Source organism: Dongia sp. (assembly GCF_041909655.1).
Taxonomy (GTDB): Bacteria; Pseudomonadota; Alphaproteobacteria; order Dongiales; family Dongiaceae; genus Dongia.
The window spans coordinates 610688-636799 of sequence record NZ_JAYRDA010000001.1 but is presented as its reverse complement, the minus strand read 5'-3'; the positions used below and the strand labels follow the sequence as shown (position 1 = coordinate 636799).

The following is a 26112-nucleotide window of genomic DNA, read 5'->3' as shown; positions in this document are numbered from 1 at the left end:
AGATCAGGACGGCAGCAGCCTGCCGCGAAGGAGTCTCTTCAAGGCTGGCCAGATCGCCGAGCCGAAGATCATCGCCGCCGACAGCAGCAGGAGGCCCAGCGAAATCTTGTCCTCGAGGAAGGTCATCGGATCGTCGCTGGAGACCATGAGCGCACGGCGGAAATTCGATTCCACCATGTAGCCCAGCATTAGCCCCAGCACCAAAGGCAGCATGGGAAAGCGCATGCGCTTCAGGACGTAGCCGGCGAGACCGGCGGCCAGAACGATGATGAGATCCAGCGCCGAATTGTCGATCGAATAGACACCCGACAGCACCAGAGCATAGATCACCGCTAGGCGATAACGCTTCGGGCGGTTCACTAGCCAGATGCAGGGTGTCATGATCAGCAGACCGATCGCGAGCTGGGCGATATTGGCGACGAAGAGGCCACCATAGAGGCCGTACATGACCTGCGGATTCTGCGCGAACAGCATCGGTCCCGGCTGCATGCCATGAACCAGCAGCGCGCCGAGGAGCACGGCGGTCGAATTCGAACCGGGAATGCCAAAGGAAAGAGTCGGAATGAGGGCGGTGCCGGCGACGGTATTGTTGGCGGCCTCCGGCGCCGCGATGCCTTCGATCGAGCCCTTGCCGAATTCCTCCGGATGCTTCGACCAGCGACGCGCCTCGTTATAGCTGAGGAAGGAAGCGACGGCGCCACCGCCACCCGGCGTGATGCCTTCGAAGGTACCCAGCGCCGAGCCCAGCGAGACCGGGAACCAGAGGCGCTTCCAATCCTTGAGCTTGGGCAGACGGATGCGCGCGTCACGCCCCTTGACCTCCACGTCCGTCTTGCCGACCTGACTGAACAACTCGGCGACTGCGAACACGCCCATCATCACCAAAACAAAATGGATGCCGCCGAAAAGTTCCGGAAAACCGAAGGTAAAGCGGGTGACGCCGGAGATCGGATCGGAACCGATCGTGGCAAGCATCAGCCCGAGCACACCCATGATGAGGCCCTTGACCAGCGAGCCTTCGGTGAGGCTGGCGATCACGCTGAGACTGAGGATTCCGAGAGAGAAATAGGCCGCCGGCGTGAAAGCAAGCGCCAGCTTCGCCAAGGGTTCGGTCAGCATGACGAGAACGATGACACCGACCAGGCCGCCGAAGACGCCGGCCATGAGAGAAATACCCAGCGCCTCGCCGCCCCGTCCCTGCTGATGGAGCGCATAGCCGTCAATGGTGGTGGCCGCAGCCGCATTGGTGCCGGGCGTATTGATCAGAATAGCCGGGATCGAACCGCCATATTCCGCACCGACATAGACCGAGGCCAGCAGGATGATGGCAGTGGTCGGATCCATGGTGAAGGTAAAGGGGACCAGCAGAGCCATCGCCACCGAGGGCGAGATGCCCGGCATGGCACCACCGAGAATGCCGTAAGCGACGCCGGCAAAAGCGGCGAGAATGGCCGGCGTACCAAAAAGGACGCCAAACGCAATTTCAAAAGCTTCCATGATCGATGTCTGCCTTAAGCAGCGGGGGGCGAAACGGGGAGAAGCAGGGTCGCCTGGGACTGCGATGCCTGGACCTGCTTCCAGAGTTCCGGCCAAAAGCCCTTGGGCTGGCGAATATCAAGGACGACAACGAACAGCGTCCAGAAGAAGATGGCGCCAAGCACGGCGAACACAATGATCCGCCGCCAGGAAGCGCCGCCGACAAAGAGGGCGACCGCACCCAGGAGATAGGCGATGGCAGGAATGTAGCCAATGGTCTCGACCAGCAGAACATAGCCGATGCCGATACAAAGCATCCCGCAAGCGCGCAGATGTGTCCGGTGGTCGAAGGCCTGCTCTTGCGGAGCATCCTCGCCATCGGCGGCCACAGGCCGGGCGAAGACCGATTGCAGAAGCAGGATAAACGACAGAATCCCAAGCGCGATGCCGAGCATTTTCGGCAAGGCATCGGCGCCGATACCACCCCCAAGAATACTCCTGGGGAGAGCATCGGCACCAAGCCAGTAGATCACGGCGAGGACGATCAGAGCGACGCCGAGCAGGACGTCTTTTTTCGCGATGGCCACGGCGTCACTCCGTCTTCAATGCCGTCAGACTATTCGGCAGTGACGCCGAAATCGGTATAGAACTTGGTCTGGGCTTCGATAAACTTCGCAACATAGGCGCGGTATTCCTCTTGGCCCATGTAACCGGGAATGAGATTCATGGCTTCATATTCCGCCTTGAAATCGGAATCCGCCAGCACCTTCTGCGCGGCCGCTTCCACGAGGGCGATCGTTTCGGCAGGAATGCCCTTGGGGCCGGCAAGGCCGCGGAACTTGATGATCACTTCGTCATCGACGCCCAGCTCCTTGGCGGTGGGCACATCGACGAGCGTATTGAGGCGTTCCGGCATATAGACGCCCAGAGCCTTCAACTCGCCGCCGGCGATCTGGCCGACCAGTTCGCCAAGCTCGCCGACACCGACATCGACGGTGCCGTTGAGCACGTTGATCAACAGACCAGCGCCATCCTCATGCGGGATGACAGCAACCTGAGCGCCCGATTTCTGCTTGATCTTTTCCAGGATCTGCCGTTCCAGCGAGCCGGCGCTGGCGCCGCCCCACTTTGCCTTGCCCGGATTGGCGACTGCGAAATCGACCGCGTCCTTGATCGTGGTGAATGGGCTGTCGGCCTTGGCGTAGAAGATTTCCGGGTCGTAGAAGAAGTTCACGACGTAATCGATGTCCTTGAAGGTCTTCTCCGGCTGGCTGAGCAGCGAGGTGGTGATATGGGTCGGCGTGGTGGCATAGAACACCGAGCCATCCGCAGGAGCGACCGCGAGATTGGCCATCGCCTTGGCACCGGAACCGCCGGCCCAGTAATCGATCACCACCTTGGCGCCGAGATATTTGGAAAGCGGCTGGCTGATCGCCCGCAGGAACAGGTCGGAGCCGGAACCCGGCTTGGAATGCGTATAGATGGTGACCGTGTCGACCGGATAGGTCGCTTCCTGTGCCCCGGCGGGGGCGCTGAACGCGGCGATCGCAGACATGGCCGCAGCCGCCAGTGTGGCTTTGAATACCTGACCCATATGACCCTCCCGAGGTCGCTTGTTATATTAAGTCTTATATAAGATATAAGATCATAGGTGTGAAGTCAAACGGGGGTCAGGTATTTTCCACGGCGTAATGAAGAAAGCGGGAATCACAACGGCTTACCCGCCATTCGATGGGTTGCTGGTCGAGGCTGTAGGCGATGCGGTCGATCTCCAGCAGCGGGAACCCCACCGCGACGCCGAGCAATTTGGCATCGGCTTTGTCGGCGGCTGCGGCCCGCAATTGCTCGGCCACGCGGACGATCATGACGCGGTAATCCTGTTCCAGCAGGGAATAGATCGAGCCCGGCCGCAACCGGCCAAGAATATCCTCGAGGCCCGGGAAACGGTCGAGACGCAGAACGATGCGTTCCAGAATGCAGTCTCGGCCGGCGAAACTGCGCAGCCGCTCGGCGCGCAGCACACGGTCGCCTGCCGGAAGCCCCAGCCGCTCGCGCTCGGCCTGGGTCGCAATGCCTGTCTTGATCGAGACGAACTTCGTGGCCGGATGGGCTTCGTTGCTGGCATCGCTTTTCAAACGGATGAAACGATAGGGCCGCACGCTGCTGCGATGCGTCGCCACGAAGGTGCCTTTGCCTTGCTGACGCACGACAAGATTTTCGGCCGCCATTTCCTCGATCGCCTTGCGCACCGTGCCCTGGCTGACATTGTATTCGTCCGCCAGCTTCATCTCGCTCGGCAGCAATTGCGCAGGCTTCCAATCGCCGCTCAGCACACGCTGGATCAGCAATTGCTTGATCTGCAGATAAAGCGGCTGAAATTCCGGCCGCGGCTCGATTTCGGCCTTTCGGACTGACATCTTCTTCCCCATGCCGGCGCGTTATGATATGCGCGCCCTTCATTGCTGTGTGGCACGAATATAACACAGGGATCGGAGACACCCGGCCAAATATTCCGGCCGGATTCCGGCGCGTTCCCGCCCTAGGGCATGAACACGCCGCCGTTGATATGGATGCTCTGACCCGTGATATAACGCGATTGCGGCCCGCAGAGATGCCTCACCAAGGCGGCGATTTCCGACGGCTGGCCGAGCGGCTCGATCAGGCGTGGGCGTTCGGCGTGATGCTTGGGCGCCAGCGGATTGTGCTGGCCGCGCTCGGTCTCGATCATGCCCGGTACCACGCAATTGGACGTGATCTTGTCGCCAGCGAGATCGTGGGCAATCGCCTTGGTGAAGCCAGCCAAAGCTGCCTTGCCGGTGACCACATGGACCCGGTGCTTGGCACCGCTATGCCCGGTAAGGCCACCGATATTGACGATGGCACCGCCCCCCCGCGCGCGCATCGACGGCACAACAGCCTTGGTACACAGAAAAGCACCGTCCAGCATGATCGAAAGCACCTGCTGCCATTCGGCAAAGGTGATCTGATCGAAAGGAGCTTCCTTGCGCACCGCCGCGTTATTCACCAGCATGTCGACGCCGCCGAAGGCCTTCTTCGCGGCCTCGACCATGCGCTCGACGGCGGCAGGATCGGTCACGTCAGCCGGCGCCAGAAGCGCCTTGCCGCCGACGGCCTGTACCTGGCGCACCGTCTCCTGCGCAAGATCGACCGAGCTCTTGGTGTTGACCACCACATTGGCGCCCGCCTCGGCCAGCGCCACACAGATTGCGCGCCCGATATTGCGGGCGGCACCGGTGACGATGGCGACTTTTCCGTCCAGCTCACGCGACATTGATCTCTCCCCTTTATGCGCCCACTTTGGCGAGCGCAGACATGTTCGGCTGGCTGCTCAAGCCGCGCCCGAAAGCGAGCAGCGCTTCGGCCCGGTCGCTCTGCCAGCCGCCGAAAGCCGCGTTCTGGCGGAACTTGAAATCGAGCTCCTCCTGCGACAGCGGATCGCGGCTGCCACCCCTGAGATGTGGCTGATCCAGCTTGATCTCGCTGCCATCCGTCAACTTGGCGTGGAGGTGGCCGGTATAGTTCTTCGGATATTCGTTCTTGGGATCCACCACGAAGCGGATCTTGGCGGCAAGCTTCAGCACGTCGGGATTCCTGATCTTCGCCTCAGTGAATTGGGCGAGACCCGCATCGCCGTCGAGATAGGCGACCGCCATGCAATAGGGCGTGCTGAACTTGGCGGCATAGGCGGTGGGTGGCTGCTGCTTCAGGGCAAGCGGCTCCCACAGGCGATGCACGGTTCCCTCGCCCACGGCGCAGACGATTTCAGCGATCTTGTCGGCGGGGATGTTCTTCTTGCGCAAGGCGAGCGCGCAATCGATATAGGGCTGCACCATGGTGCCGCAGGCATAGGGCTTGAATGCCAGAGAACTGCCGACCCATTTGCGGCCGAGATCGTCGAGCAACAGCGAGAAATCCGGCTTGATCGAGGGTGCGAAGGCCGAGAAGAAACCATGGACACCTTCGAACACCGTGACCGGACCGGTGAAGCCGGCACCACCCAGGGCCGCCGCGCGCAGCCCTGATTGCGCGGCCCAGCCGGCATGGAGCCGTTTGGTCGAGGAACCGTCGGCGAGATATTCGATGATCCCGGACGCAAGGCTGCCGGCAACACCCAAACCGTTGACCACGGCCTGATGCTGGAGCTTCGTCACGATCGCCGCCGAGATGGTGGCAGCGAAGGTACCGAGCACGGCGGTCGGATGGAAGCCCGCCTGGTGCACCGATTTGTTGGAGACGAGGCCGAGGCGGCACATGATCTCGATGCCGGCTGCGATCGCCAGCACCGTCCGCGCGCCGTCCAGCCCGCGCTGCTCGGCGATGGCGAGCGTCGCCGGCACGATCACCGCGCCGGAATGGACCGGGCAACCTTCGAAAGTGTTGTCGAAATCCTCACCATGGGCCGCGGTGCCGTTGATCAGCGCGGCGCCGATGGGAGCGAGCTGACAGCCCTGCGCGATCACCGTCGCATTGCCCGCCTCGTCGCAGGCGGCGATGGTCGATTTGGTGTAGTCGTTGTCGCGTGCAGCGACGCAGAGGCCGAGCACGTCGACCACGGTGTCGAGGGTCGCGCGTTCCATGGCCGGATCAAGGTTTTCCGGCGTGAGCCCGACCACCCAATCGGCGAGATGCTGGGAAACAGATTTCTTCATGTCGGCCTCAGGCCTCGCTGGATTGGGGCTGGATGATCGTCGCGAGCTGGCCGGCATCGGCCATCTTTTCGACGCCATAGGCCGCGGCGATCAGCGCCTCGCGGCGCTTGTCGTCGAGCAGCCCTGCGGTGCAGGCCGCGACTTTCCCTTCAAGATCCTTGTCGCTCATCGGGTTATCCGGGCCGCCGCGATAGCGCTCGTTGGCCCATTCGGTGAGCTTGCTGCCGTCCTTCAGGGTGATCTCGATGCGCGAGCGGATGATGTCCCAGCCGCGCGCCTCGATCTCGGGGTCGAGATGCACGTTGATGCGGCGCTGCATGTCCTGCGTCGCCTCTGATTGGATGAAGGCGTTGGTGAATTCCTGCCGGCCGGCCTGGCGCTTCAGCACGATCATCGCCAGGAGCGCCGCCATGCTGAACTTCGCCTGCAGGTGATTCTGCGCAATCGGATAGCGGATCGGGTTGAGGATGTTGGAGCCGGCATAAAAATCGATCCGCTCGACTTTCTTGGGGTCGACATTCTTCTCGGTCACCAGCTTCAGCATGGCGTCCATGGATTGATGGGTGACGATGCCGCTGGGATAGGGCTTGATGCTGATGCCGGGCTCGACCATCGACCAGGTCTTGCCGAAACCCTGTTCGAGCTTCGCGGCGGTGGCGCCACCGCCCTGGACCTGCATAAAGCCCCAGCGACCGTCCAGCGCTTCCGGATCAGCGGTGAAGCCGCGCGCGGCGAGGAGTGCCGCGGTGACGCCATTCTCGGAGGCGCGGCCGACATGGAGCGGCTTCGACATGGTGCCGAAATTGCAACGGATGCCGGCGGCAAAGCTCGCCGCGATGCCGAGCGCATGGGCAAGCTTGGTGCCGGTGAGGCCGAGCAGCTTGGCCGCCGCGGCGCAGGCGCCGAATGTGCCGACGGTACCGCTGGAATGGAGGCCGCGCTTGTAATGATCCGGCAACATCCATTCCGAAATCTTGCTTTCGACCTCGACACCAGTGATGAAGGCGTTGAGGAAGTCGCGGCCGCTGACACTCCCCAGTTTCTGGCTCATCACCAGCGCGGCGGTGAGCGGCGGCACGGTCGGATGCGTCAGCAGGCCGTAGACATGAGCGGGATCGCGCGAAACCTGCGTGTCGTCCCAATCATGAGCGTGACCGGCGGTGCCGAGCACGCGGGCAGCCAGAGCTGCCGGGATCTTCATCTCGCCGCCACCCAGCAGCAAAGCTTCCGGCTTGCCCCCAACTTCGCGCGCATCCTCAATCAGCACCTGAACCGATTCCTCGTCACTGCCCGCGACATAGAGCGCCAAGCCGTCCAGCACGCAGCGGCGGCCGATGCGGATCGCCTCGGCCGGCAAATTGTCGAAGCGGCTGGCTTCGATGAAGGCGCAGGCGCCGCGCGTGACATTGGTGGGCGTGATGTCAGTCATGATGTTGGTTCACTCTTTTCTTTTCGTTCTATCGATCAGATCCGGGCAGCTTTGAGCCCGCCCAGATCCTGTTGGTCGGCAATGTTCAGGCAGAAATCGAGCAGCCTTTCGGCATCCGGTCTCTGCCATCCGCCATAGACGGCGTTGTCGTGGTATTTCCGGATCAGTTCCTCGCGCGAGAGCGGCTCGCGCCGGCCGCCGCGCATATGCGGCTGGCGCAGTTCGACGACGTTCCCGCCCCGCAAGGTAACCTTGATGTGGCCGGAATAATTCACCGGATATTCATTGTCGGGATCGATCACGTAGCTGATGCGCTTGGCGAGTGCCAGAATGCGGGGATCGCGCGCCTTCTCGTCGCTGAATTGTTCGAGCCCGGCAGCACGGTCGAAGAAGCCGACCGCCATGCAGAAGGGCATGCTGAACTTCGCGGCATAGCCCGAGGGCGGCAGATGTTTGGCGGCCAGGGGTTCCCACAGCCGATTGACCAGGCCCTCGCCGGTTTCGCAAGTGATCGATTGGATGTCGTCGGCGGCAACACCGCTTGCGGCAAGGCGGATCATGCAATCGATATAGGGATGGATCATGGTGCCGCAAGCATAGGGTTTGAAGGCGATATCCTCCATCAGCCAGTGTTCGCCCACCTGGTCGGAAAGATAGCCGAAGCGCGGCGCGGCGCCATGCGCGAAGGCCGAGAAGAAGCCATGCGGTCCTTCGAGCACCGTGCGGGGACCGTTATAGCCGGCTTGCGCCATCAAGGCGGCGCGGAGACCGGATTGCGCGGCCCAGCCCGGATGCAGGCGCTTGGTCCAGGCGCCGTCGGTCAGATATTCGAGAATACCCGACGAAAGCGAACCGGCAATACCGATTGCATTCACCATCTGCGCCCGCGTCAGGCGCAAGGTGGTGCCGGCGGCAATGGAAGCGCCCAGCGCGCCGATAACGCCAACGGGATGAAAGCCCGCCTTGTGGATGGCGCCTGGGGCAACATGGTTGAGACGGCAGATCGCCTCGAGACCGAAGATGATGCCGCGCAGGGTATCGGCGCCGCTGCCGCCGAAACGCTCGCCCGCAGCCAAGGCGGCGGGAATGACCATGGCGCCGACGCGGATCGGGGCGCCTTCCAATGTGTCGTCAAAATCCTCGCCATGGGTGCCCGTGCCGTTGATCATCGCGGCATCCGCCGCGCGCAAGGGAGCTGCGTGGCCGATTGCCGAGCAGATGCCGCTGTCCTCGCAGCTTGCCACGAGTGCGCGCATGTAATCGGTCTGGCGCGCGGCCAGGCAATTGCCGGCCATGTCGAAGAGATCGTTGACCGCCACGTCGAGCGCCTTCCTCGGCAGATCGCCGAGTTCGCGCGGCATCAAGGCATCGAGAAATGTCTCGGAAACGCTGTCGGCCGTGCTTTCCGTCTTTTGCGCGGCAATTGTCATCGGCTCACCCGATCGCGCCGAGGAGGCCGAAAACACCTCGCTTGCGGATGCCACGGCGCAGCAATTCGAGATCCAGCACCTGGTGGTCGTCGACGTCGAGATTGACGACATTGCCGAAACTGGAGACGTACCAGAGCTGGGCCGCCGCGTCCTTGGCCTGGAAAATCAGGTCCTCGACGTCGTAGCGCGCCGCGATTCCCAGCACGAATTCGCCCTTGAAGCGGTCGACATCCTCGGAAATGCCCTCTGCCTGCACCAGAACCTTCCAGGCGCCGGCTTCGCGATAAGCTTCGATCTGACGGAGCACGTAGGAGAGACTCTTGGTCCAATCTTCCTGGCCCTTCTGCCCCGCCTCGGCAACGACCGAGAGTCCGGCGGCACTGGCCATGCGGATGAGGGCGCATTTGTCGGCCAGGGACATGATCGCCTGCGCGCTCGACACTTCAACGGCATCGGCGCCCAGCGCCTTTGCGGTTTCGAAGAAATGCTGCGACTGGCCCTGGACGAAGGCCGCCTCACTGGCATCGCCGGCGAGAAAGACCTTGATGCCGGCACGGTGATAGGCATCGATCTTGCGCCGCAGCAAATCTTCACTGAGGAGACGCCAGGCGCCGATCCCCATCTTCGCGACATCGATGTAATCGGCGGCGGTTTCGAGGAGATCGGCGAGGCCGTGCGAGCCCATGCCGCGGTCGGCCATGATGGTGAGGCCGGCGACACGCGGCTTGGCCGGGCGCGGTGCCACGCGGATGAAGGGAAAGGCCTTGTCTGCTAAGGATGTGTCCATGACGTCCAGGGATGTCGGGCGCGGCTGAAACTGAGTCTTATATAAGATATAAAACTTGAACAGTGTCAATCGCGTGGCCGTCACACCTGCCCTGCACCGACCGATTCCCGGATTGGCCCGGCGCTTGATCAGCCCGCGAAAGCAGCCTTCACCGGCCCCCATAGGAGCGTAATCCCACCCGCCAGAACGACCACCTCCATGATCCGCGCATGAACCCGAAGGCTGGTGCGGCGCAGGATCCAGCGGGCGAGGTAATTGCCCGGCAGGGTGCAGAGGCCGATGAGGAGCGCTGCCACGACAATCCCCCATTGGAGATCGCCGCTCTGGTTGAAAACGAGCGCCCGGGTGAGGTTGACGGCGATCGAGATGGCGGCATCGGTCGCGAGAAACGCGGTGCCGGCGAGGCCGGCCCCCAGCAGGACCGGCACCATCAGCACGCCGCTGCCCGAGGTCGTACCCGAAATCACGCCGAAGACCGCGCTGAATCCGGCGAGGCCCACCGGCCCCAGTTGGAACTTGCGCGCCGCGAGAATGCGCCCCAGCGGAATCGACAGGAGGAGGAAGCCGCCGAGGACGATGGCGATCGCATCGTGAGGGAGGCTGAGATAGATCGAGGTGCCGAGGATCACGGCCGGAATCATGGTGATGAGCACGATGCCGGTCAGGCGGCGATTGACATTGTGCCGGTAGAGCGAGAAGCGGTGCAGATTGGTGAGCAGCATGGCGACGCTGAGAACCGGCACCACATGCTGCACGCCCAGGAGCGGCGCCAGGATGGGCGGCAACAGGAGACCGCCGCCGAAACCGGTCATGCCACTGCAAATGCCGGCGGCAAAGGCGGAGATGGCAATGACGAGCAGGTCGACGACCGGCAATTGCCACAGAATAGATTCCATCATCCCCTTCCCCCTCGGCTGGCCCGGCGGCCGCATCGCTTAGCATGCGTTGCGATTTTGCGCGAGCCATCTCGTGACCGTCAGGTTTCGGTGGCGCGGCGCATGCCGTCGATGAGAGCCGCCTTTGCCTCGAAACCGATGCCGGGGATATCGGGAAGACCGACCCGGCCATTCTCGACGCGGATGCCGTCGGCAAAGCCGCCGAAGGGGGCGAACAGGCCGGGATACGATTCGTTGCCGCCGAGCTTCAGACCCGCTGCGATGTTAAGCGACAATTGATGGCCGCCATGGGGGATGCAATTGCGCGAGGTGAAGCCGTATTCGCCGAGGAGATCCAGAATGCGCAGATATTCGACGAGGCCGTAAGAGAGGGCGCAATCGAATTGCAGCCAGTCGCGGTCCGGCCGCATGCCGCCATAACGCAGCAGGTTGCGGGCGTCCTGATGCGAGAAGAGGTTTTCGCCGGTGGCGAGGGGCCGGTCGTAATGGGCAGCGAGTTCGGCCTGCAAAGCGTAATCCAGCGGATCGCCCGCCTCCTCGTACCAGAAGAGGCCATAGGGCTGCAGCGCCTCGGCATAGCTGAGTGCCGTCGCGACGTCGAAGCGGCCATTGGCATCGACCGCAAGACGCCTGCCCTCACCCACAATCTTGAGCACGGCATCGATTCGCTTCAGATCCTCATAGAGCGGCGCGCCGCCAATCTTCATCTTGACGACGTCATAGCCGAGATCGAGATAGCCGCGCATTTCGTCCTGCAGCGCACTGTTATCCTTGCCGGGATAATAATAGCCACCGGCCGCGTAGACGAAGACATCCTTGTCCGGCTTGCCGTCGCCATAGCGTTCCGCCAGCAGCCGGTAGAGCGGCTGGCCGGCGATCTTGGCGATGGCGTCCCAGAGCGCCATGTCGACGACGCCGACGGCGACCGAGCGTTCGCCATGACCGCCGGGCTTTTCGTTGCTCATCATGATGCGCCAAATCTTGCCGGCATCAAGATTGCGGCCGGTCGCATCGAGGATGTCGTCCTGCCTGGCCTCGCGGATGCGCGGCAGGAAGCGGTCGCGCAACAGGCCGCTCGCCGCATAGCGGCCATTCGAGTTGAAGCCATAGCCGATCACGGGCTTTCCATCACGAATGACGTCGGTCACCACGGCGACGACGCTCACCGTCATCTTGCTAAAATCGATATAGGCGTTGCGGATGTCGGAGGCGATCGGCATCACCGCCTCGCGGATATCGACGATCTTCATCAGTTCGTCCCTCTCAGGCAGCAAGCGCCACGCGCGTGTCGCGCCAGGCATCACGGTTCAAGGTCAGACCCAGTCCAGGCCGGTCGGGGATGGTCAGCATGCCGTCCACCGGCTTCGGCGCATCGGTGAACAACGTCTCGCCCACCGCCACCATGCCGAGATGCCATTCCACAAACCAGCCGTTCATCATTCCGGCCATCAGATGCATGTTGAAGATGGGCCAGCCGCCGCCATTGGCGATCGGCAGGTTGTAGGTCTGGGCAAGATGCGCGGCCTTCCGAGCTTCGGTATAACCGCCGCAATAGGTGACATTGGGCTGCAGGATGTCGACAGCGTGATGATGCACCAATTCCCTGAGCCGCCAGCGATGCCCTTCCATCTGGCCCGCGGCCAGGGGAATGCGCGTCGCTACCCGGAGATCGGCCAGCGCCCGCGCATCGTTCTGCTGCAAGGGTTCCTCGAACCAGGTGAGGTTGAGATCCTCGATCTCGCGGCAGAGCATCTTCGCCTCGACCGGGGTGAAGAGGTAATTGGCATCGATCATCAGATCGATATCGGCACCCACGGCCTCGCGGATGACACGGGTCCGCTTGGCATCCTCGCGCCAGCCGCCCTTGTCGACCGCGACCACCGATTTCAAGGCACGGAAGCCGTTCCCGACATGAAGGCGCGCGGCGGCGGCCAATTGCTCGCGGTCATATTGCGGAAAGCCGAAGGTGATGTAGCACGGCACTTCCTTCCGGGCATTGCCGAGCATGGCGGCGATGGAACGTCCCTGCTGCTTGCCCATGATGTCCCAGAGCGCGATGTCGAGGCAGGAGAGCGCCATGGAGATGGTGCCGGTCATGGCGCGCGGGTTGAGCCGCGCCCAGATGGTCTTGTGGATGAGCTCGATATCCCGCGCATCCATGTCGCGCACCACGGGGAGGATGTGCTTTTCAAGCGCGACGATCACCGATTGCGCGAGAAAGTGGCCGGTAAGGCCATAGCCGACGACCCCCTCATCGGTCTCGACCTCGCAGAAGACGAAATGGGTCTGCTCGGCACGGCCATAGCCCTGCACGCGGCCTTCCAGCAACGGAATCTCGATCGAAAAACCGTGGAGGCTCGCGCGGATGTCCTTGATCTTCATGTCGCCTCTCGCTCAGGCATTGGCGCCGCGAATGGCGGCGATCACCGCATCGGTCATCTGGCGCGTATTGGCCTTGCCGCCGAGATCTGGCGGCACCGCCTCGCGCCGGCCGGTGACGGTTTCGATCGCGGCCATCAGACGCGAAGCCGCCTTCTCCTCGCCTAGATGTCCGAGCAGCATGGCGGCGGTCCAGAAGGAGGCCAGCGGATTGGCGACACCCTTGCCCATGATGTCGAAGGCCGAGCCGTGGATCGGCTCGAACATCGAGGGGTTCTGGCGCGAGGGATCGATATTCGCCGTGGCGCCAAGGCCGAGTGAGCCGGAGAGGGCCGCTGCAAGGTCGGTCAGGATATCGGCGTGAAGATTGGTCGCGACCACGGTGTCGATGGTGCCCGGCTTCGAGACCATGCGCTGGGTCATCGCATCGACCAGCATCCAATCGACCGAGAGATCGGGATAATCGCGGATCACGCCCTTGCAGACCTCGTCCCACAGCACCATGCCGTGACGCTGGGCATTCGATTTGGTGACGATGGTGAGCTTCTTCCTGGGCCTCGCACGGGCGATCTCGCAGGCATAGCGGCAGATGCGCTCGATTCCGGCGCGGGTGAAGACGGCGACATCCATGCCGACTTCGATCGGCAGGCCGCGATGGGCGCGGCCGCCGACGCCGGCATATTCGCCCTCGCTGTTCTCGCGCACGATCACCCAATCGATGGCGCTGCCCAGATCCGGGCGCAAGGGTCCGACGACCCCCGGCAGCAATTTCGACGGGCGCACATTGGCGAATTGATCGAAGCCCTGGCAGATCGCGAGACGCAGCCCCCAGAGCGTGAGATCATCAGGCAAGTTCGGATCGCCGACGGCACCGAAATAGATCGCGTCGAAGGGCTTCAGCTGAGCAAGCCCGTCCGCCGGCATCATGACGCCATTCTTGCGGTAGTAATCGGAGCCCCAATCGAAGCGCTTGAAATCGAAGGTGAGGGATTTATCACCCTCGGCAAGGACTGCGAGAACCTCGCAACCCGCCTCGATCACTTCCGGTCCGATGCCGTCGCCGCCAATGACGGCGATTTTGTGCTTTGCCATCTTATTTCTCCGCTTCGATCGCGGCCAGGATGCCGCGCGTCATATCGGCCGTGCCGCCCTTCCCTTTGATATCGCGCGTGCGTGTCGCGGGATCCGCCAGCGCCTTTTCGATGCCGCGCTGCATCGTATCCGCCGCGGCGATTGCCGCCTTGATGCCGCGATTGTGGCCGAGCCATTCGAACATCAGCCGGGTCGATTCGATCATGGCATAGGGATTGGCGATACCCTTGCCGGCGATGTCGGGCGCCGAGCCATGGGTCGCCTGCGCCATGGCGATATTGCCTTCGCCGATGCAGAGACCCGGCGCCATGCCGAGACCACCCACCAGACCCGCCGCCTCGTCGGTCAGGATATCGCCGAACATGTTGGTCGTCACCACCACATCGAAGCTCTGCGGATCGCGGATGAGGCGCATCGCCATGGTATCGACGATCACTTCGTCCAGCACCACGTCGGGAAATTCCTTGGCGACCCGATGGCATTCCTCGACGAACATGCCGCAACCCAGCTTGAAGACGGTGTTCTTGTGCACGGCGGTGAGCCGCTTCTTGCGCTGCCGCGCGATCTCGAAGGCGGCGCGGGCGACACGGGCGCTGCCCGTGCGGGTGATGACGCGGACCGAAATCGTCATTTCCTCGGTCGGGCGGAACTCGCCGGAACCGGCGACGACGTTGCGGTCGGGCTGAAAACCCTCGTTGTTCTCGCGCACGATGACGAGGTCAATATCGTCATAGATCGCACCCAAACCGGGATAGGAGCGGGTCGGCCGCACATTGGCGAAGAGATTGAAATGCTTGCGCAGGATCGGGTGCGGGTTGATAGCGCCAGGGCCTTTCGGATATTCGCGGTGACCGATCGGGCCCAGAATGAATCCGTCCATCTTGGAAAGCGCCTGCAATGTGCCGTCCGGCAAGGTCGAACCATGCGTGTCGAGAGCGGTACGGCCGATCGGAGTGGGCCGCCAATCGATATTCAGGCCATGCTTCCTTGCCGCGGCCTTCGCCACCTCGACCGAGGCCGGGACGATTTCAAGGCCGATATCGTCGCCGTTGAGGATGCCGATCACCAGATCTGACGTTGCCATCTTGTGTCCTTCTGTCTTTTGTCTCGATAATCAGGATTGCGCGGTTCCATCCAGCCGCCGTGACATCGCCTCGAACACCCGGAAGAGCACCAGGCTGAACGACGTCAGCAACAAAATGCGCACGAGGTGAAATGCGCTGATCACCGGCACGTCGAGATGCAGGATCGAAGCGGTCAGCACCATTTCGGTAACGCCACCAGGCGCCAGCGAGAGGAAACTGGTTTCAAAGGAAACGTCGGTAAGACTGGCGAGCAGCGCAGCACCCGCCGCCGCTGCGATCAGCAACAGCAAAGTGGTGAGGCAGGCCGCGATGGTGACACGCGGCAATTTGGTGAGCATGGCGCGACGGAAGCGGCAGCCGAGCCAGATGCCGATCACCACCTGGGCGACAACCAGCAAGGGCGACGGCATGCCGACGCTGGTAAGACCGGTGGCAGCCGCAAGGGCGCCGATGATGATCGGTATCAGCAGCCATGCATTGGGCAGGCGCAGGCGCTTCAGGAAGAAAGCCGCGGCGGCCGAGATGGCCATAAGCAGAATGAGATCGACCCATTCGCCGCGATGCCCGACATGGTGGGTGATGATGCCGCCGTCGCGGCCGAACCACGTCACCAGGAGCGGGACCGCCGTCACCATCGCCGAGACGCGGATGGTGTGCACCAGCGATGTGATGTCGGCAGCACCACCGCGGGCATGGGCGAGCGAGGCCATTTCGGCAAGGCCCACGGGTGCCGTTGCAAAATAGGCGGTCGCGCGGTCGATGCCGGTCATGTGGCGCAGCAGCAACCCGGCTGCCATGGTGACGATGACGACGCCGATTGTCGCCAGGATCATGGCCGGCAGCAGCCCCAGAATGGTCTGCAGCACTTCCGGCAGCAGCCGCAGGCCAATGGCAAGACCCACCACGACTTGCCCGATTTCGCGGCCGCCGGGCAAGGGTGTCAGCGTGATGCCGGCCAGTGTAACGATCGCGCAGAGGATCAGCGGGCCCAGAAGATTCGGGAGGGGCAGACCGATCTGCCGCGCGCCGATACTCCCCAGCGCGCCGATGACGAGCCCCGCCGCGATCGATGGCAACAGCGCGCGCAGTTTCCGCCGGGACGTCTTATCCTCGGAAGGCCTGTCGGGCTGTGCCATGATCGGCGCTCCGCCGCAACCGTCGCGTCAGCCGATCTTGAGCAGCAAGCGCGTGAGCTGGTCGATGGATTTCAGGGTCTCGAGATCACGCACGAGATTGACGATCTCGTTCGCTGTCGCCTTGGCGACACCGGCATATTCCGTATTCTCGCGGAACTTGTCGGCGACCTCGTCATAGCTCATCGGGTTGGCGGGGCTGCCCTTGCCGAAATCGGCGCGGCCGGAAATCTTGCGGCCGTCATTGAGCTCGATATCGATGATGGTGGTCATCTTGTGGTAGCCGGCCTTCTCGGCCACATCGTCGACGACGAAATCGACTTTCTCGATCATCGCCTTCACATCCGGCTGCGCCACCACTTCATCGGTGAATTCGTTCAAGCCGGCGCGGCCCTTCAGCAGCAGGATGGCCATGCAGAATTCCATCGAGAACTTGGCCTGCAATTCATCGGTCGGGCGATGATGGATGAGGGCGTTCGGCATATTGGAATTGGTGCCGACACGCACCCGCTTCACGTCCTTGGCCGCGATCTTGTGTTCGCGGATGAGGCGCGCCATCTCGGTCATGCCGGGATGGGTGAGCGAGCCTGAGGGATGCGGCTTGATCGAGATGCCGGGTTCGGCAAAGGTCCAGGGGGCGCCGAGCTTGCGGTAGATGGCGCCTTGGTCATAGCCGCCGCCGGCAGCCCGGAAGAAACCGCGCGGGGCTTCCAGAATCTTGCCCGTCGCGGTCCAGCCGGAAGCCGCGAACTCGGCTGCGGCGACGCCGCTTTCCGACGACCGACCGGCATGGAAGGGCTTGGTCATGGTGCCGAAATTCTCGCGCAGACCCGCCGATTGGCTGCCGGCCAGGGAAAGTGCGCGCTGCGTCGCCTCGACATTGAGCCCCATCAACTTGGCGCTGGCCGCGGCCGCGGCGAAGGTGCCGCAGGTGGCGGTAGCGTGGAAGCCGGTCTGGTAATGGCGCGGGTCGATCGCCTCGGCGATCTTGCATTCGACTTCGACGCCGAGATGGTAGGCGAGCATCACGTCGCGGCCCGAGGCCTTGCGCGCCTCGCCCATGGCGAGGGCCGCCGGCAAGGCGGGTGCGGTCGGATGGGTGAGCAGGCCATAGACGCGGTCGGTGGCGACGGCCAATTGCGTGTCGTCGTAATCGTCGGCGTGGATGCCGACGCCGTTGGCGAAGGCGGCGAAACGAGGCGCCACCTTGCGGTTGCCGCCGATCACGGTCGCCGGGCCCTCGCCCAGATTGAGTGAATCCAGATGCTGACGCACCAGCGCACCGCTCCGCGCGACGGCACCCGAGAAAGCCAGGCCGATGCCGTCCAGAATAGATTTTTTGCCCAGGGCCACGACATCCGAGGGCAAGGCCTCTGCTTTAGCGCCCACGACAAATTCGGCCACATATTTGGTGAGTTGGACGTCCTGTCCGCTTGGCTGATCCATTCTGTTTCCCCTGATCTCGGAACTGATTAACTGGCTGAGTGGATGCTGTTTTTCTTCTTCAGCCTTGGACCCGAGAGTGGCGGCTATATTGTAAATTGTCAACAATATTTCTGCCGACAATAAACGGAACGGGAGCGAAAACCGGGCAGAGCCCAGCAAACGATCGCAGTGGATTGAGTTTAGGCGGGCGACCGCGTGGCGGTACGGGATCCGCGCGGCTTGGCCGCTTCCTTGGCCGGTGCTTCGCCGCGGCGCTGACGCGTCGCGGCCTTGCCGGCGCGGCGCGTCCGGACGATGCCGTTCAGGATATGCGCGCGCGCCGCCTTGAAGGCCGCGACTGGATCACGGGCGGCGACCGCATCTAGGATGGCACGATGCTCGGCATTGGAGACATGCAGGACATCGCCGCTGGACAGCGCGCGATAACGCTGGATGTTGAGTTCGCGCGCGAGGCCCAGATAGATCTGCGCCAGGCGCTGATTGCCGCTCATCTTGGCGAGCTGGCTATGGAATTCCAGATTGACCGGATAATAGATGCTGACCTCGCCGGTCGGCACAATTTCGTCCATCCGGTCCACCAGAGCGCGCAGCACCGCCACCTCGGCATCGGTCACGCGTTCGGCCAGAACCATCGCCATGCAGGCAAAGATGCTGGCGCGGGCATGAGATACGTCGAGCGCCTCCTCATCGCTGAGGGCGCGCACGAAAAAGCCGCGATTGGGGATAACCTCGATGAGACCCATCGCGGACAGGGCGCTGCAGGCTTCACGAATGGGACCGCGGCTGACGCGCAATTGCTGAGCGAGGGCATTCTCGTTGACCCGTTCGTTGGGGGTGAGTTCCCCATCGACGATCATGCGCTCGATTTCAGCCTGCACGACACTCGACAGCGAGCGGGTGCGCAAAAAATCGATTGCGGAGAAATCTGCTGGAATACCGGGCTTCTTGGCCATCGAAGATTGCGCCGTTGAATTGTTTCTAGCACCACCCCGCCACATCCGATACACGGCGCCCGGAGCCCAAATCATGACCCCTGGGGGATCATATGATTCGCTTGGGCAACAGCATAGCCGACGCCGCGACAATCGAAAATCGTCAACTGTCGATTCGGTCCACCGGGGATGGAAATTCCTGCCTTCCCGGCAAGTCAGCCGGCAGCCGATTTTCCGCTGCCGGCATCAGTAGTTAACGCCATTCCTATCGTCCCGCCCCTAGCCTCTGGGCGAGAGCCGGCCGGCCCCGATCGGCATCTTGTTGGCAATAAAGACCACGGTGAAGGAGACCAGCAGCAGCAGCAGGCCAAGGACCGAGATGGCGCCAAGATCGCCACTTTCATTGAGGTCATAGATGATCACCGAGACCAGCTTGGTGTTGGCCGTGGTCAGCAAGATCGTGGCCGACAATTCGCGGATCGTGCCGATGAAGACAAAGCACCAGGTGGCGACGACGCTGGTCCGCAGCAAGGGCGCCGTAATCTGCCACAGCGCCTTCAGGCGCGAGGCGCCCAGGATGCGGCTGGCTTCCTCCAATTCCGGGTGGATGCCCTGGAAGGCCGAAGAAAGCTGCTGATAGCCCGCCGGCATTTCGATGGTGAGGAAGGCAATCAGCAGGATCCAGAGCGTGCCATAGAGCATGAAAGTGGGATTGGCATAACTCAGGAACAGGCCGACGCCGAGCACGATGCCGGGGATGGCGACTGGGGCCGTCGCCAGCACACCGAGAATGCCGGCCCCGAAGACGAGGCGCCGCGAGACCAGATAGGAGACGACAAGCGCGATCGCCGTGCAGATCGTGGCGGTGAGAACGCCCAGAAGCAATGTGTTGAACATGGCGAGGCGAGTCGCCGAGAATTCGAAAAACACGAAGTTGAAATGCTTCAGTGTCAGCGAATCCCAGGTCAAGGGTGCTGCGATCGTCTCGGTGACGGCGGTCTTCAGGATAGCCGCATAGGGAAGAATGACCGTCAGGCTGAGAATGCCGCCGACGAAAATGATGGCCGGCCATTTGAGCTTACCGAGCTCGGTGATACGCGGGGCACCGCTCTTGCCGCCGAGGACGGTATAGCCCTTGCGCCCCAGGATCCATTTCTGCCCCCGCAGCAGCAGGATGGTGAGCAGCAGCAGCGGGATGGCGGCCGCGGCGGCGAGTTCCAGGCGCGGGGGATATTGGAACAGGCTCCAAATCTTGGTCGTGATCACATGAAAGCCCGCCGGCAGCGCGAGGATGGCGGGCGAGCCGAACATGGTGAGCGCCTGCAGGATGGCGATGAGCGAGCCGGCCAGCATCGCCGGAACCACCATCGGCAAAGTGATGCGGCGCAGAGTCGTCATCCAGTTGCCGCCGAGGATCGCCGAGGCATCCTCGAGATCGGAGGGTACGCGGTCGAGCGCATTGGCGACCAAGGTGAAGACGTAAGGAAAAGTATAGCAAGCGATCGCAAAGACGAGACCGGTGAAGGTGTAGATGTCGAAGAGATAGGCCCCCGCATCAAGGCCGAACAGCCAGCGATAGACGATGTTGAGAATGCCGCTATTGGGGGCGGCCAGAATTTCCCAGGCGATCGCACCCAGGAAAGGTGGTGTCACGAACGAGGCCGTCACCAGCATGCGCACGAAGCGCCGGCAGGGAAGATCGGTCCGCGCCACCAGCCATGCCATCGGCGTGGCGATCACGCAGGCAATCGCACCCACTGCGGCCGCCATGCCGATGGCAAGGCCAAAAGAGCGGCGCATGGCACCGTCCGTGACCAGGCTGACGAAATTGTCGAGCGTGAAATTGCGCTCGGCATCGGTGAAGCTGTAAACCAGCAGCCAGAACAGAGGCAGGATGACCAGCACACCCAGAAGTGCCGCCAGCAGAATGAAGACCGGCCGCGAAAAATCGATACCGCGTTTCAATCCGTAAGCCTGGCCGTTTGTTTGGGCAATGCTGGTCATGAGCCTGTCTCTAAGTTTCGCTGATCTCAGGTGCCGAAATATTCTTCGTATTTCGACTTGATGGTCTGCATTTCCGTCTCAAGCGCCGCGGCATCCGGCAGCATCAGCTTGATGTCCTTGATCGGCGTCCGGCCTTCCTTTTCCTTGACGCCCGGATGGAAGGAGCGCAGGCCACCAAAATCGCTGTTGAGCTGCTGTGCCTCGACCGAGAACAGATAGGCATAGAACAGCTTGGCGGCGTTGGGATGCGGCGCTTCCTTGAGGACAGCGGCGTTCCCGACCACCAACGGCGTCCCCTCTTCCGCATAGACGATCTCGATCGGCACGCCTTCTTCCTTCAGGCGGAAGACGTTGTATTCATTGCCGTCGGCCTGTACCGCGCGCTCACCTTGCGCCAACTTCTTCGGCGGCTCGGTCGAGGATTGCACCTGCATGACATCCTGCTGGCCGAGCTTCTCGAAATATTCCCAACCCAGCGCCTTGGTCAGCGCATGGGTCGCGGTCATGATCGTGCCGCTATAGCCGGGATGGGCCTTGACCAGCTTGCCCTTCCACTTCGGATCGAGGAGATCGGCGAAGCTCTTCGGCGCTTCTTCAGCGCTCACCATGTCGGTGCGATAGGCGATTACCGATAGATGCGCGCGGTAGGCCGCGAACTGGCCATCGGGATCCATTTCCTCTTTCGGCCAGTTCTTGGTGGCATTGGCAGGAAGGCCCGATGCCAGCCAGCCTTCATGCTTGAAGAGCTGGAAATGCACAGCGTCCGAGGTCTCGATCACGTCGGCCGCGTGAATGCCGCTGCTGATTTCCTGGCCGATGCGCTGGAACACGCGCTCGGAGCCCGAGCGCTCGACCTGCACCTTGACGCCCGGATATTCCTCTTCAAAAGTCTTCGCCAGCTTTTCGGCAACGGTCACATCCGTCGCCGTATAGAAGACCACGGCACCTTCCGCCTTGGCCGCCTCGATCAGTTCCGGTGTGATCTCGTATCCGTCCTGGGCCAGCGCCCCGTTCGGGACGCTCCAGGCCATAGCCGCCGCCAGGGCGACCAAGCCTACACTTCTTCCCCACATGGCTTCTTCCTCCTAATGCGCGAGTGCCCGACAATGTTCCGGCGGGAAGTGGAGCCAAACCTGTTGGCCTGCCGGGATCGCGACGTTGACCGGTGCGACTGTCCGCACCGTTTCCCCGCCTGGAATGCTCACGAGGTAGTCCCGATGCGAGCCGAGATAGATCTGGCGCGTCACCATGCCGGCGATGCAGTTCGCCTCCACTGCCGGCTTTTCGGAAGAAAGAATGATGTCGTGGTGGCGCACCGAAACCGCTGTCGCGCCGCCGGTGGCGAATTCGCCACTGCCGCAACGCAAGGTCAATCCGCCCTCGCAGGCGACCACATCTTCGCCGACATGCCGGCCCTTGAAGATGTTGGTACCGCCGATGAAGCGCGCAACGAATTCGGAGCGCGGCCGCTGATAGATGTCTTCGGGCGAGCCCGCTTGCTCAATGATGCCCTGATTCATCACGACGATGGTATCGGCGGTGGTCATTGCCTCCGATTGGTCGTGGGTCACATAGACCGTGGTGTAGCGGTATTCGTCATGCAGCCGCCGGATTTCGAAACGCATTTCCTCGCGCAGATTGGCATCGAGATTGGAAAGCGGTTCGTCTAGCAACAGCGTTTCCGGCTTGATCACCAAGGCGCGCGCCAGAGAAACGCGCTGCTGCTGGCCGCCGGAAAGCTCGGCCGGATAGCGCTCGGCCAGCATCGAGAGCTTGGTGGCGGCGAGGATTTCATCGACACGGGAGCGGATTTCGTCACGCGACATTTTGCGCAGGCGCAGGCCGTAAGCGACGTTCTCGAAGACCGTCATATGCGGCCAGAGCGCATAGCTCTGGAAGATCATGGACATGTTGCGGGCCTCTGGGGGCGCACTCGCCCCCGGCGCCGAGAGGCGCTTGCCGCCCACGCGGATCTCGCCGCCACTCGGCTCGATGAAACCGGCGATGAGGCGCAAGGTCGTGGTCTTGCCGCAGCCCGATGGGCCCAGCAGGCAGACCAGATGGCCTTTTTCAATGGAAAGATCGACTTTGTTGACCACGGCCAAAGGGCCGAATTGCTTCGTCAAGCCGACCAGCTCTACGAACGCCATTATTCCTCCCGACAACAAGCGGATTCTTCGACCCGTTAGAGCGAGAGTGAGATGTCGTCAGAAGATTGTCAACAATAAACTGGATGATTATTCCCGTGCGAGGCGGAAGGCAGCCTTCTCCAGCTCATCTAGCTGGGCGACGAGACCCGTCTCCCATGCGAGGTATTGCCGCGCGGCGGCGAGATTGCCGGCATGCCGGTCGTGCACGAAGAAAAGATAGTCAATGCATTCCGCGTCCGTGGGCTGATCGGGTGTCGCGACGATTTCCTGCCCCGCCGCGCGCCAATCAGCGATGCCGCCGGTGAGCAGAGAGCACCGCGCCCGCAGCGACACCGGCAGATCTTGGGCGAAGAGCTGCGCAATCTCGGGCTGATCGGCGACGAGGGCGATCGAGCGACTTTCCGGCAGATTGGGGAGCGCGGCCTCGATCCGCGACCGGATCGCCCAGCGCGCATGGGCGATATGCCCGGCGCGGTAATCCTGGCTGGAGCGCAGATCGAGGATGGTGGCATCGCCCAGGTGATCGGCGGTAACGCGCGGGAGCGCCGACGATGAGTCAAACGGTGACCTCACCGCGTCGAGGCAGGGCCATTGTGCGCTGTCACAGGAAAGGACCGCCACCTCCCAGCCCATGGCCTGCAGCCAGATCGCGGTCGTGGTCGCGCGGATACGTGCATCATCGATGAGAATGACGCGGCCCCGGCGAACGCCCAGCCAGTGATCGGTGGCCTGGACAAGCTGTCCACCCGGCGCATGCACAGCGCCCGGCACATGGTCGGCCTCGAATTCCTCGGCGGTTCTTACGTCGAGCAGATAGGTGCTGCGTGTTGGATCCGCGCGCCACCGAATGGCTTCGGCCATGCCAATCCGGGCAATGCTCCACTTTTTCGCCAACGCGTCGGCTTGCCCCGATAAGGCAAGATGGGCCTTGGCATCGGCGATGGCGGGATAGCGCGACGTCTTGCCGTGATCGAGATCGTAGCCGGCCAGACGCCAGCCCATGGTGCCGTTCCGTAAGGCATAGATCGGATTGGGCAGCCCCAGATGCCGCAAGGTCTGTGCGCCGATGATGCTGCGCGTGCGGCCGGCGCAATTGACAACGATGGTGGTCGCGGGATCGGTGATCATGGCCCCGACGCGATAGCCTAGCTCCCCGTTGGGACAGCAGATGGCACCCGGAATGCTCATCTTGCGATATTCGTCGAACGGGCGGCCATCCAGCACGACGATGTTATCGCCTCGCGCCAGTCGTGCCGCCAGTTCGGGCGCGCTTAGCGCCGGTGTCCCATAGGCATGTTCGGCCAATTCGCCGAAGGCCTTGCTGACGACATTGACGCCCTTGAACAAGGGATGGCCCGCCGCCGCCCAGGCAACCGCACCGCCGGCGAGAATATGGATGTCGTCATAGCCGAGCGCGCTTGCCCGTGCCGCTGCTCGTATCGCCAGAGTCTCGTCGCTCTCGCCATGAAACACCATGCGCACGGAACGGCGCGGCGCCAGGCGCGGCAAATCTATCTCCATACGGCTGTAGGGAAGCGATACGGCATAGAAGAGATGGCCGCCGCCATACTCCCCAGCCTCCCGCAGATCGAAGAGAGCGATCTCGGCGCCGTCATGCAGCCAGGATTTGAGGGTGCTTGCCGAGATGAACGCGGTCATGCCTTGCCTGCCCTGTCATTGAGGGCGCAACTCTATCGAGGAAGGCGGCCGCAGCGTCAAGCCGCCCTCCCTTGGCAGCAAACCACGACACCACCAGAAAACCACCCGGCAGCGGCTCCATCCCTGGAGGCAACAGATTGATATCGCGGAGGAATTTGGTGGGCGCAGTAGGACTCGAACCTACGACCCGCTGATTAAGAGTCAGCTGCTCTACCAACTGAGCTATGCGCCCGCCCGAATAGGCGGAAGGCCGGGTATTGCCCTGACCGGCGCGCGGTATAGCAAACGCTCCCCGGCCTGTCGATAACAAAATTAAATAGCTGATCAGCCTCATGAAAATGCCGATTCCACAGGCCTTTCCGAGGTGCTCAGTTTTCCTCGCGACCGTTGCGGCTGAGCTTGGCGTCACGGTGCAGATAGGCCGACATCATGAGGCCGAATCCGGCCATCACGGTCATCATGGCGGTGCCGCCATAGGAAATGAGCGGCAGGGGCACGCCGACCACCGGGATGAGGCCCATGACCATGGCGGTATTGATGAAGAAATAGGTGAAAAGATTGAAGCTGAGGCCAAAGGCCAGCATCTTGCCGAACTGGCTGCGGCAGCGGAGCGCGATGATGACGCCATAGGTCACCAGCAGCGAATAGAGCCCGAGCAGCACCACGCCGCCCACCATGCCCCATTCCTCGGCGAACATGGTGAAGATGAAATCGGTCTGCCGTTCGGGCAGGAAATCGAGATGGCTTTGGGTTCCCTGGAGGAAGCCCTTGCCCCAGATTCCGCCGGACCCCAGCGCGATCTTCGACTGGATGATGTGATAGCCAGCACCGCGCACATCCGATTCAGGATCGAGGAAGGTGAAGATGCGCGCCTTTTGATAATCGTGCAGCAGATCGGAGTTCCAGGCGAAATAGGCCGCGCCAATTCCCAACACCAGCACAATCGCAAATTTCCACCAGCGCACGCCGGCAGCAAAGAACATGGCGCCGCCACAGATGATGAGCGTGCCGGCGGTGCCGAGATCCGGCTGTTTCATGACGAGGCCAGCGGGCGCCAGGACCAGGGCCAGGGGCGGAATCAACACCCAGGGCTTGCCGATCGTGTCCCAATCGAGACCGTGAAAGAAGCGCGCAAGGCTCAAGACCAACGCGATCTTCATCATTTCGGAGGGCTGCAATTGCATGAAGCCAAGATTGATCCAGCGCTGGGCGCCCATGCCGATCTCGCCGAAGAATTCGACATAAACCAGCAGCACGAAAGCCACCAGATAAAAGGCATAGGCAAAGCGCATGTAAAGGCGCAGATCGATCAAGGCGAGGATCACCATGCCGACCAGCGCCAGCCCGAAGCGCTTCATCTGCGCATCCATCCACGGCTCGGCACTGCCGTGCGCGGCGGAATAGAGCATGGCAAAGCCGATCGAGGCCACGATCGAGACCAGGAGCACCAGGCTCCAATTGAGGCCCAGCAGCTTTTCGGTGAGCGTGAGCTTCTTCTGCTGATTGCGGCCCATCGGGGTCATGATGAACATGTCAGCCCCCTA

Annotated in this window: 22 protein-coding genes and 1 tRNA gene; all 23 read right to left on the bottom strand. The window is 62.4% G+C overall.

Annotated features, from left to right (window positions below; translation table 11 throughout):
- Positions 1–3: 3 nt before the first annotated feature.
- The 23 genes from ACE3PR_RS02825 to rodA all read right to left on the bottom strand — a co-directional run bounded on the left by ACE3PR_RS02825 (position 4) and on the right by rodA (position 26100).
- The gene (locus ACE3PR_RS02825) at positions 4–1497 is read right to left on the bottom strand and encodes a tripartite tricarboxylate transporter permease (RefSeq protein WP_374367905.1); all 1494 of its coding nucleotides are present in this window, start codon (positions 1495–1497) and stop codon (positions 4–6) included.
- Positions 1498–1511: 14 nt separating this feature from the next.
- A complete protein-coding gene (locus ACE3PR_RS02820) occupies positions 1512–2063 on the bottom strand; it encodes a tripartite tricarboxylate transporter TctB family protein (protein WP_374367903.1) in 552 nt (183 codons plus the stop codon).
- A gap of 29 nt (positions 2064–2092) precedes the next feature.
- Positions 2093–3070, bottom strand: coding sequence for a tripartite tricarboxylate transporter substrate binding protein (locus tag ACE3PR_RS02815; protein ID WP_374367901.1), 978 nt, complete (start codon positions 3068–3070; stop codon positions 2093–2095).
- Positions 3071–3146: 76 nt separating this feature from the next.
- A complete protein-coding gene (locus ACE3PR_RS02810) occupies positions 3147–3893 on the bottom strand; it encodes a GntR family transcriptional regulator (protein ID WP_374367899.1) in 747 nt (248 codons plus the stop codon).
- Positions 3894–4015: 122 nt separating this feature from the next.
- Positions 4016–4768 carry an SDR family NAD(P)-dependent oxidoreductase gene (locus ACE3PR_RS02805; protein ID WP_374367897.1) on the bottom strand — a complete coding sequence of 251 codons (753 nt, stop codon included), beginning with the start codon at positions 4766–4768 and terminating at the stop codon, positions 4016–4018.
- A 13-nt stretch (positions 4769–4781) separates the two neighbouring features.
- Positions 4782–6146, bottom strand: coding sequence for an MmgE/PrpD family protein (locus ACE3PR_RS02800; protein WP_374367894.1), 1365 nt, complete (start codon positions 6144–6146; stop codon positions 4782–4784).
- Positions 6147–6153: 7 nt separating this feature from the next.
- Entirely contained in the window at positions 6154–7575 is a 1422-nt protein-coding gene (locus tag ACE3PR_RS02795) for an MmgE/PrpD family protein (RefSeq protein ID WP_374367893.1), read from the bottom strand.
- 35 nt (positions 7576–7610) lie between these two features.
- On the bottom strand, positions 7611–9005 hold the full coding sequence (locus ACE3PR_RS02790) for an MmgE/PrpD family protein (RefSeq protein ID WP_374367891.1): 1395 nt from the start codon (positions 9003–9005) through the stop codon (positions 7611–7613).
- A gap of 4 nt (positions 9006–9009) precedes the next feature.
- Positions 9010–9792, bottom strand: a complete 783-nt coding sequence (locus ACE3PR_RS02785; RefSeq protein WP_374367889.1) for a phosphosulfolactate synthase — start codon at positions 9790–9792, stop codon at positions 9010–9012.
- A gap of 128 nt (positions 9793–9920) precedes the next feature.
- Positions 9921–10691: a sulfite exporter TauE/SafE family protein gene (locus ACE3PR_RS02780; protein ID WP_374367887.1), complete on the bottom strand. Its 771-nt coding sequence runs from the start codon at positions 10689–10691 to the stop codon at positions 9921–9923.
- 77 nt (positions 10692–10768) lie between these two features.
- Positions 10769–11938, bottom strand: coding sequence for a mandelate racemase/muconate lactonizing enzyme family protein (locus ACE3PR_RS02775; protein WP_374367885.1), 1170 nt, complete (start codon positions 11936–11938; stop codon positions 10769–10771).
- A 13-nt stretch (positions 11939–11951) separates the two neighbouring features.
- Positions 11952–13070, bottom strand: coding sequence for a mandelate racemase/muconate lactonizing enzyme family protein (locus ACE3PR_RS02770; RefSeq protein WP_374367883.1), 1119 nt, complete (start codon positions 13068–13070; stop codon positions 11952–11954).
- Between the two features lie 12 nt (positions 13071–13082).
- A complete protein-coding gene (locus ACE3PR_RS02765; RefSeq protein ID WP_374367881.1) occupies positions 13083–14159 on the bottom strand; it encodes a tartrate dehydrogenase in 1077 nt (358 codons plus the stop codon).
- Between the two features lies 1 nt (position 14160).
- The gene (locus ACE3PR_RS02760; RefSeq protein ID WP_374367879.1) at positions 14161–15243 is read right to left on the bottom strand and encodes an isocitrate/isopropylmalate dehydrogenase family protein; all 1083 of its coding nucleotides are present in this window, start codon (positions 15241–15243) and stop codon (positions 14161–14163) included.
- A gap of 30 nt (positions 15244–15273) precedes the next feature.
- Complete coding sequence (locus tag ACE3PR_RS02755) at positions 15274–16380, bottom strand: AbrB family transcriptional regulator (RefSeq protein ID WP_374367877.1); 1107 nt, start codon at positions 16378–16380, stop codon at positions 15274–15276.
- Between the two features lie 27 nt (positions 16381–16407).
- The gene (locus ACE3PR_RS02750) at positions 16408–17823 is read right to left on the bottom strand and encodes an MmgE/PrpD family protein (RefSeq protein WP_374367875.1); all 1416 of its coding nucleotides are present in this window, start codon (positions 17821–17823) and stop codon (positions 16408–16410) included.
- Between the two features lie 179 nt (positions 17824–18002).
- Entirely contained in the window at positions 18003–18776 is a 774-nt protein-coding gene (locus ACE3PR_RS02745) for an FCD domain-containing protein (RefSeq protein ID WP_374367873.1), read from the bottom strand.
- 258 nt (positions 18777–19034) lie between these two features.
- Complete coding sequence (locus ACE3PR_RS02740; RefSeq protein WP_374367871.1) at positions 19035–20759, bottom strand: ABC transporter permease; 1725 nt, start codon at positions 20757–20759, stop codon at positions 19035–19037.
- A 26-nt stretch (positions 20760–20785) separates the two neighbouring features.
- Positions 20786–21790: an extracellular solute-binding protein gene (locus ACE3PR_RS02735; protein WP_374367869.1), complete on the bottom strand. Its 1005-nt coding sequence runs from the start codon at positions 21788–21790 to the stop codon at positions 20786–20788.
- A gap of 54 nt (positions 21791–21844) precedes the next feature.
- Positions 21845–22909 carry an ABC transporter ATP-binding protein gene (locus ACE3PR_RS02730; RefSeq protein WP_374367867.1) on the bottom strand — a complete coding sequence of 355 codons (1065 nt, stop codon included), beginning with the start codon at positions 22907–22909 and terminating at the stop codon, positions 21845–21847.
- 87 nt (positions 22910–22996) lie between these two features.
- Positions 22997–24568: a rhodanese-like domain-containing protein gene (locus tag ACE3PR_RS02725; protein WP_374367865.1), complete on the bottom strand. Its 1572-nt coding sequence runs from the start codon at positions 24566–24568 to the stop codon at positions 22997–22999.
- 156 nt (positions 24569–24724) lie between these two features.
- Positions 24725–24800: transfer RNA gene (locus ACE3PR_RS02720), tRNA-Lys, on the bottom strand.
- A gap of 136 nt (positions 24801–24936) precedes the next feature.
- The gene (gene rodA, locus ACE3PR_RS02715) at positions 24937–26100 is read right to left on the bottom strand and encodes a rod shape-determining protein RodA (RefSeq protein WP_374367863.1); all 1164 of its coding nucleotides are present in this window, start codon (positions 26098–26100) and stop codon (positions 24937–24939) included.
- Between the last annotated feature and the right edge of the window lie 12 nt (positions 26101–26112).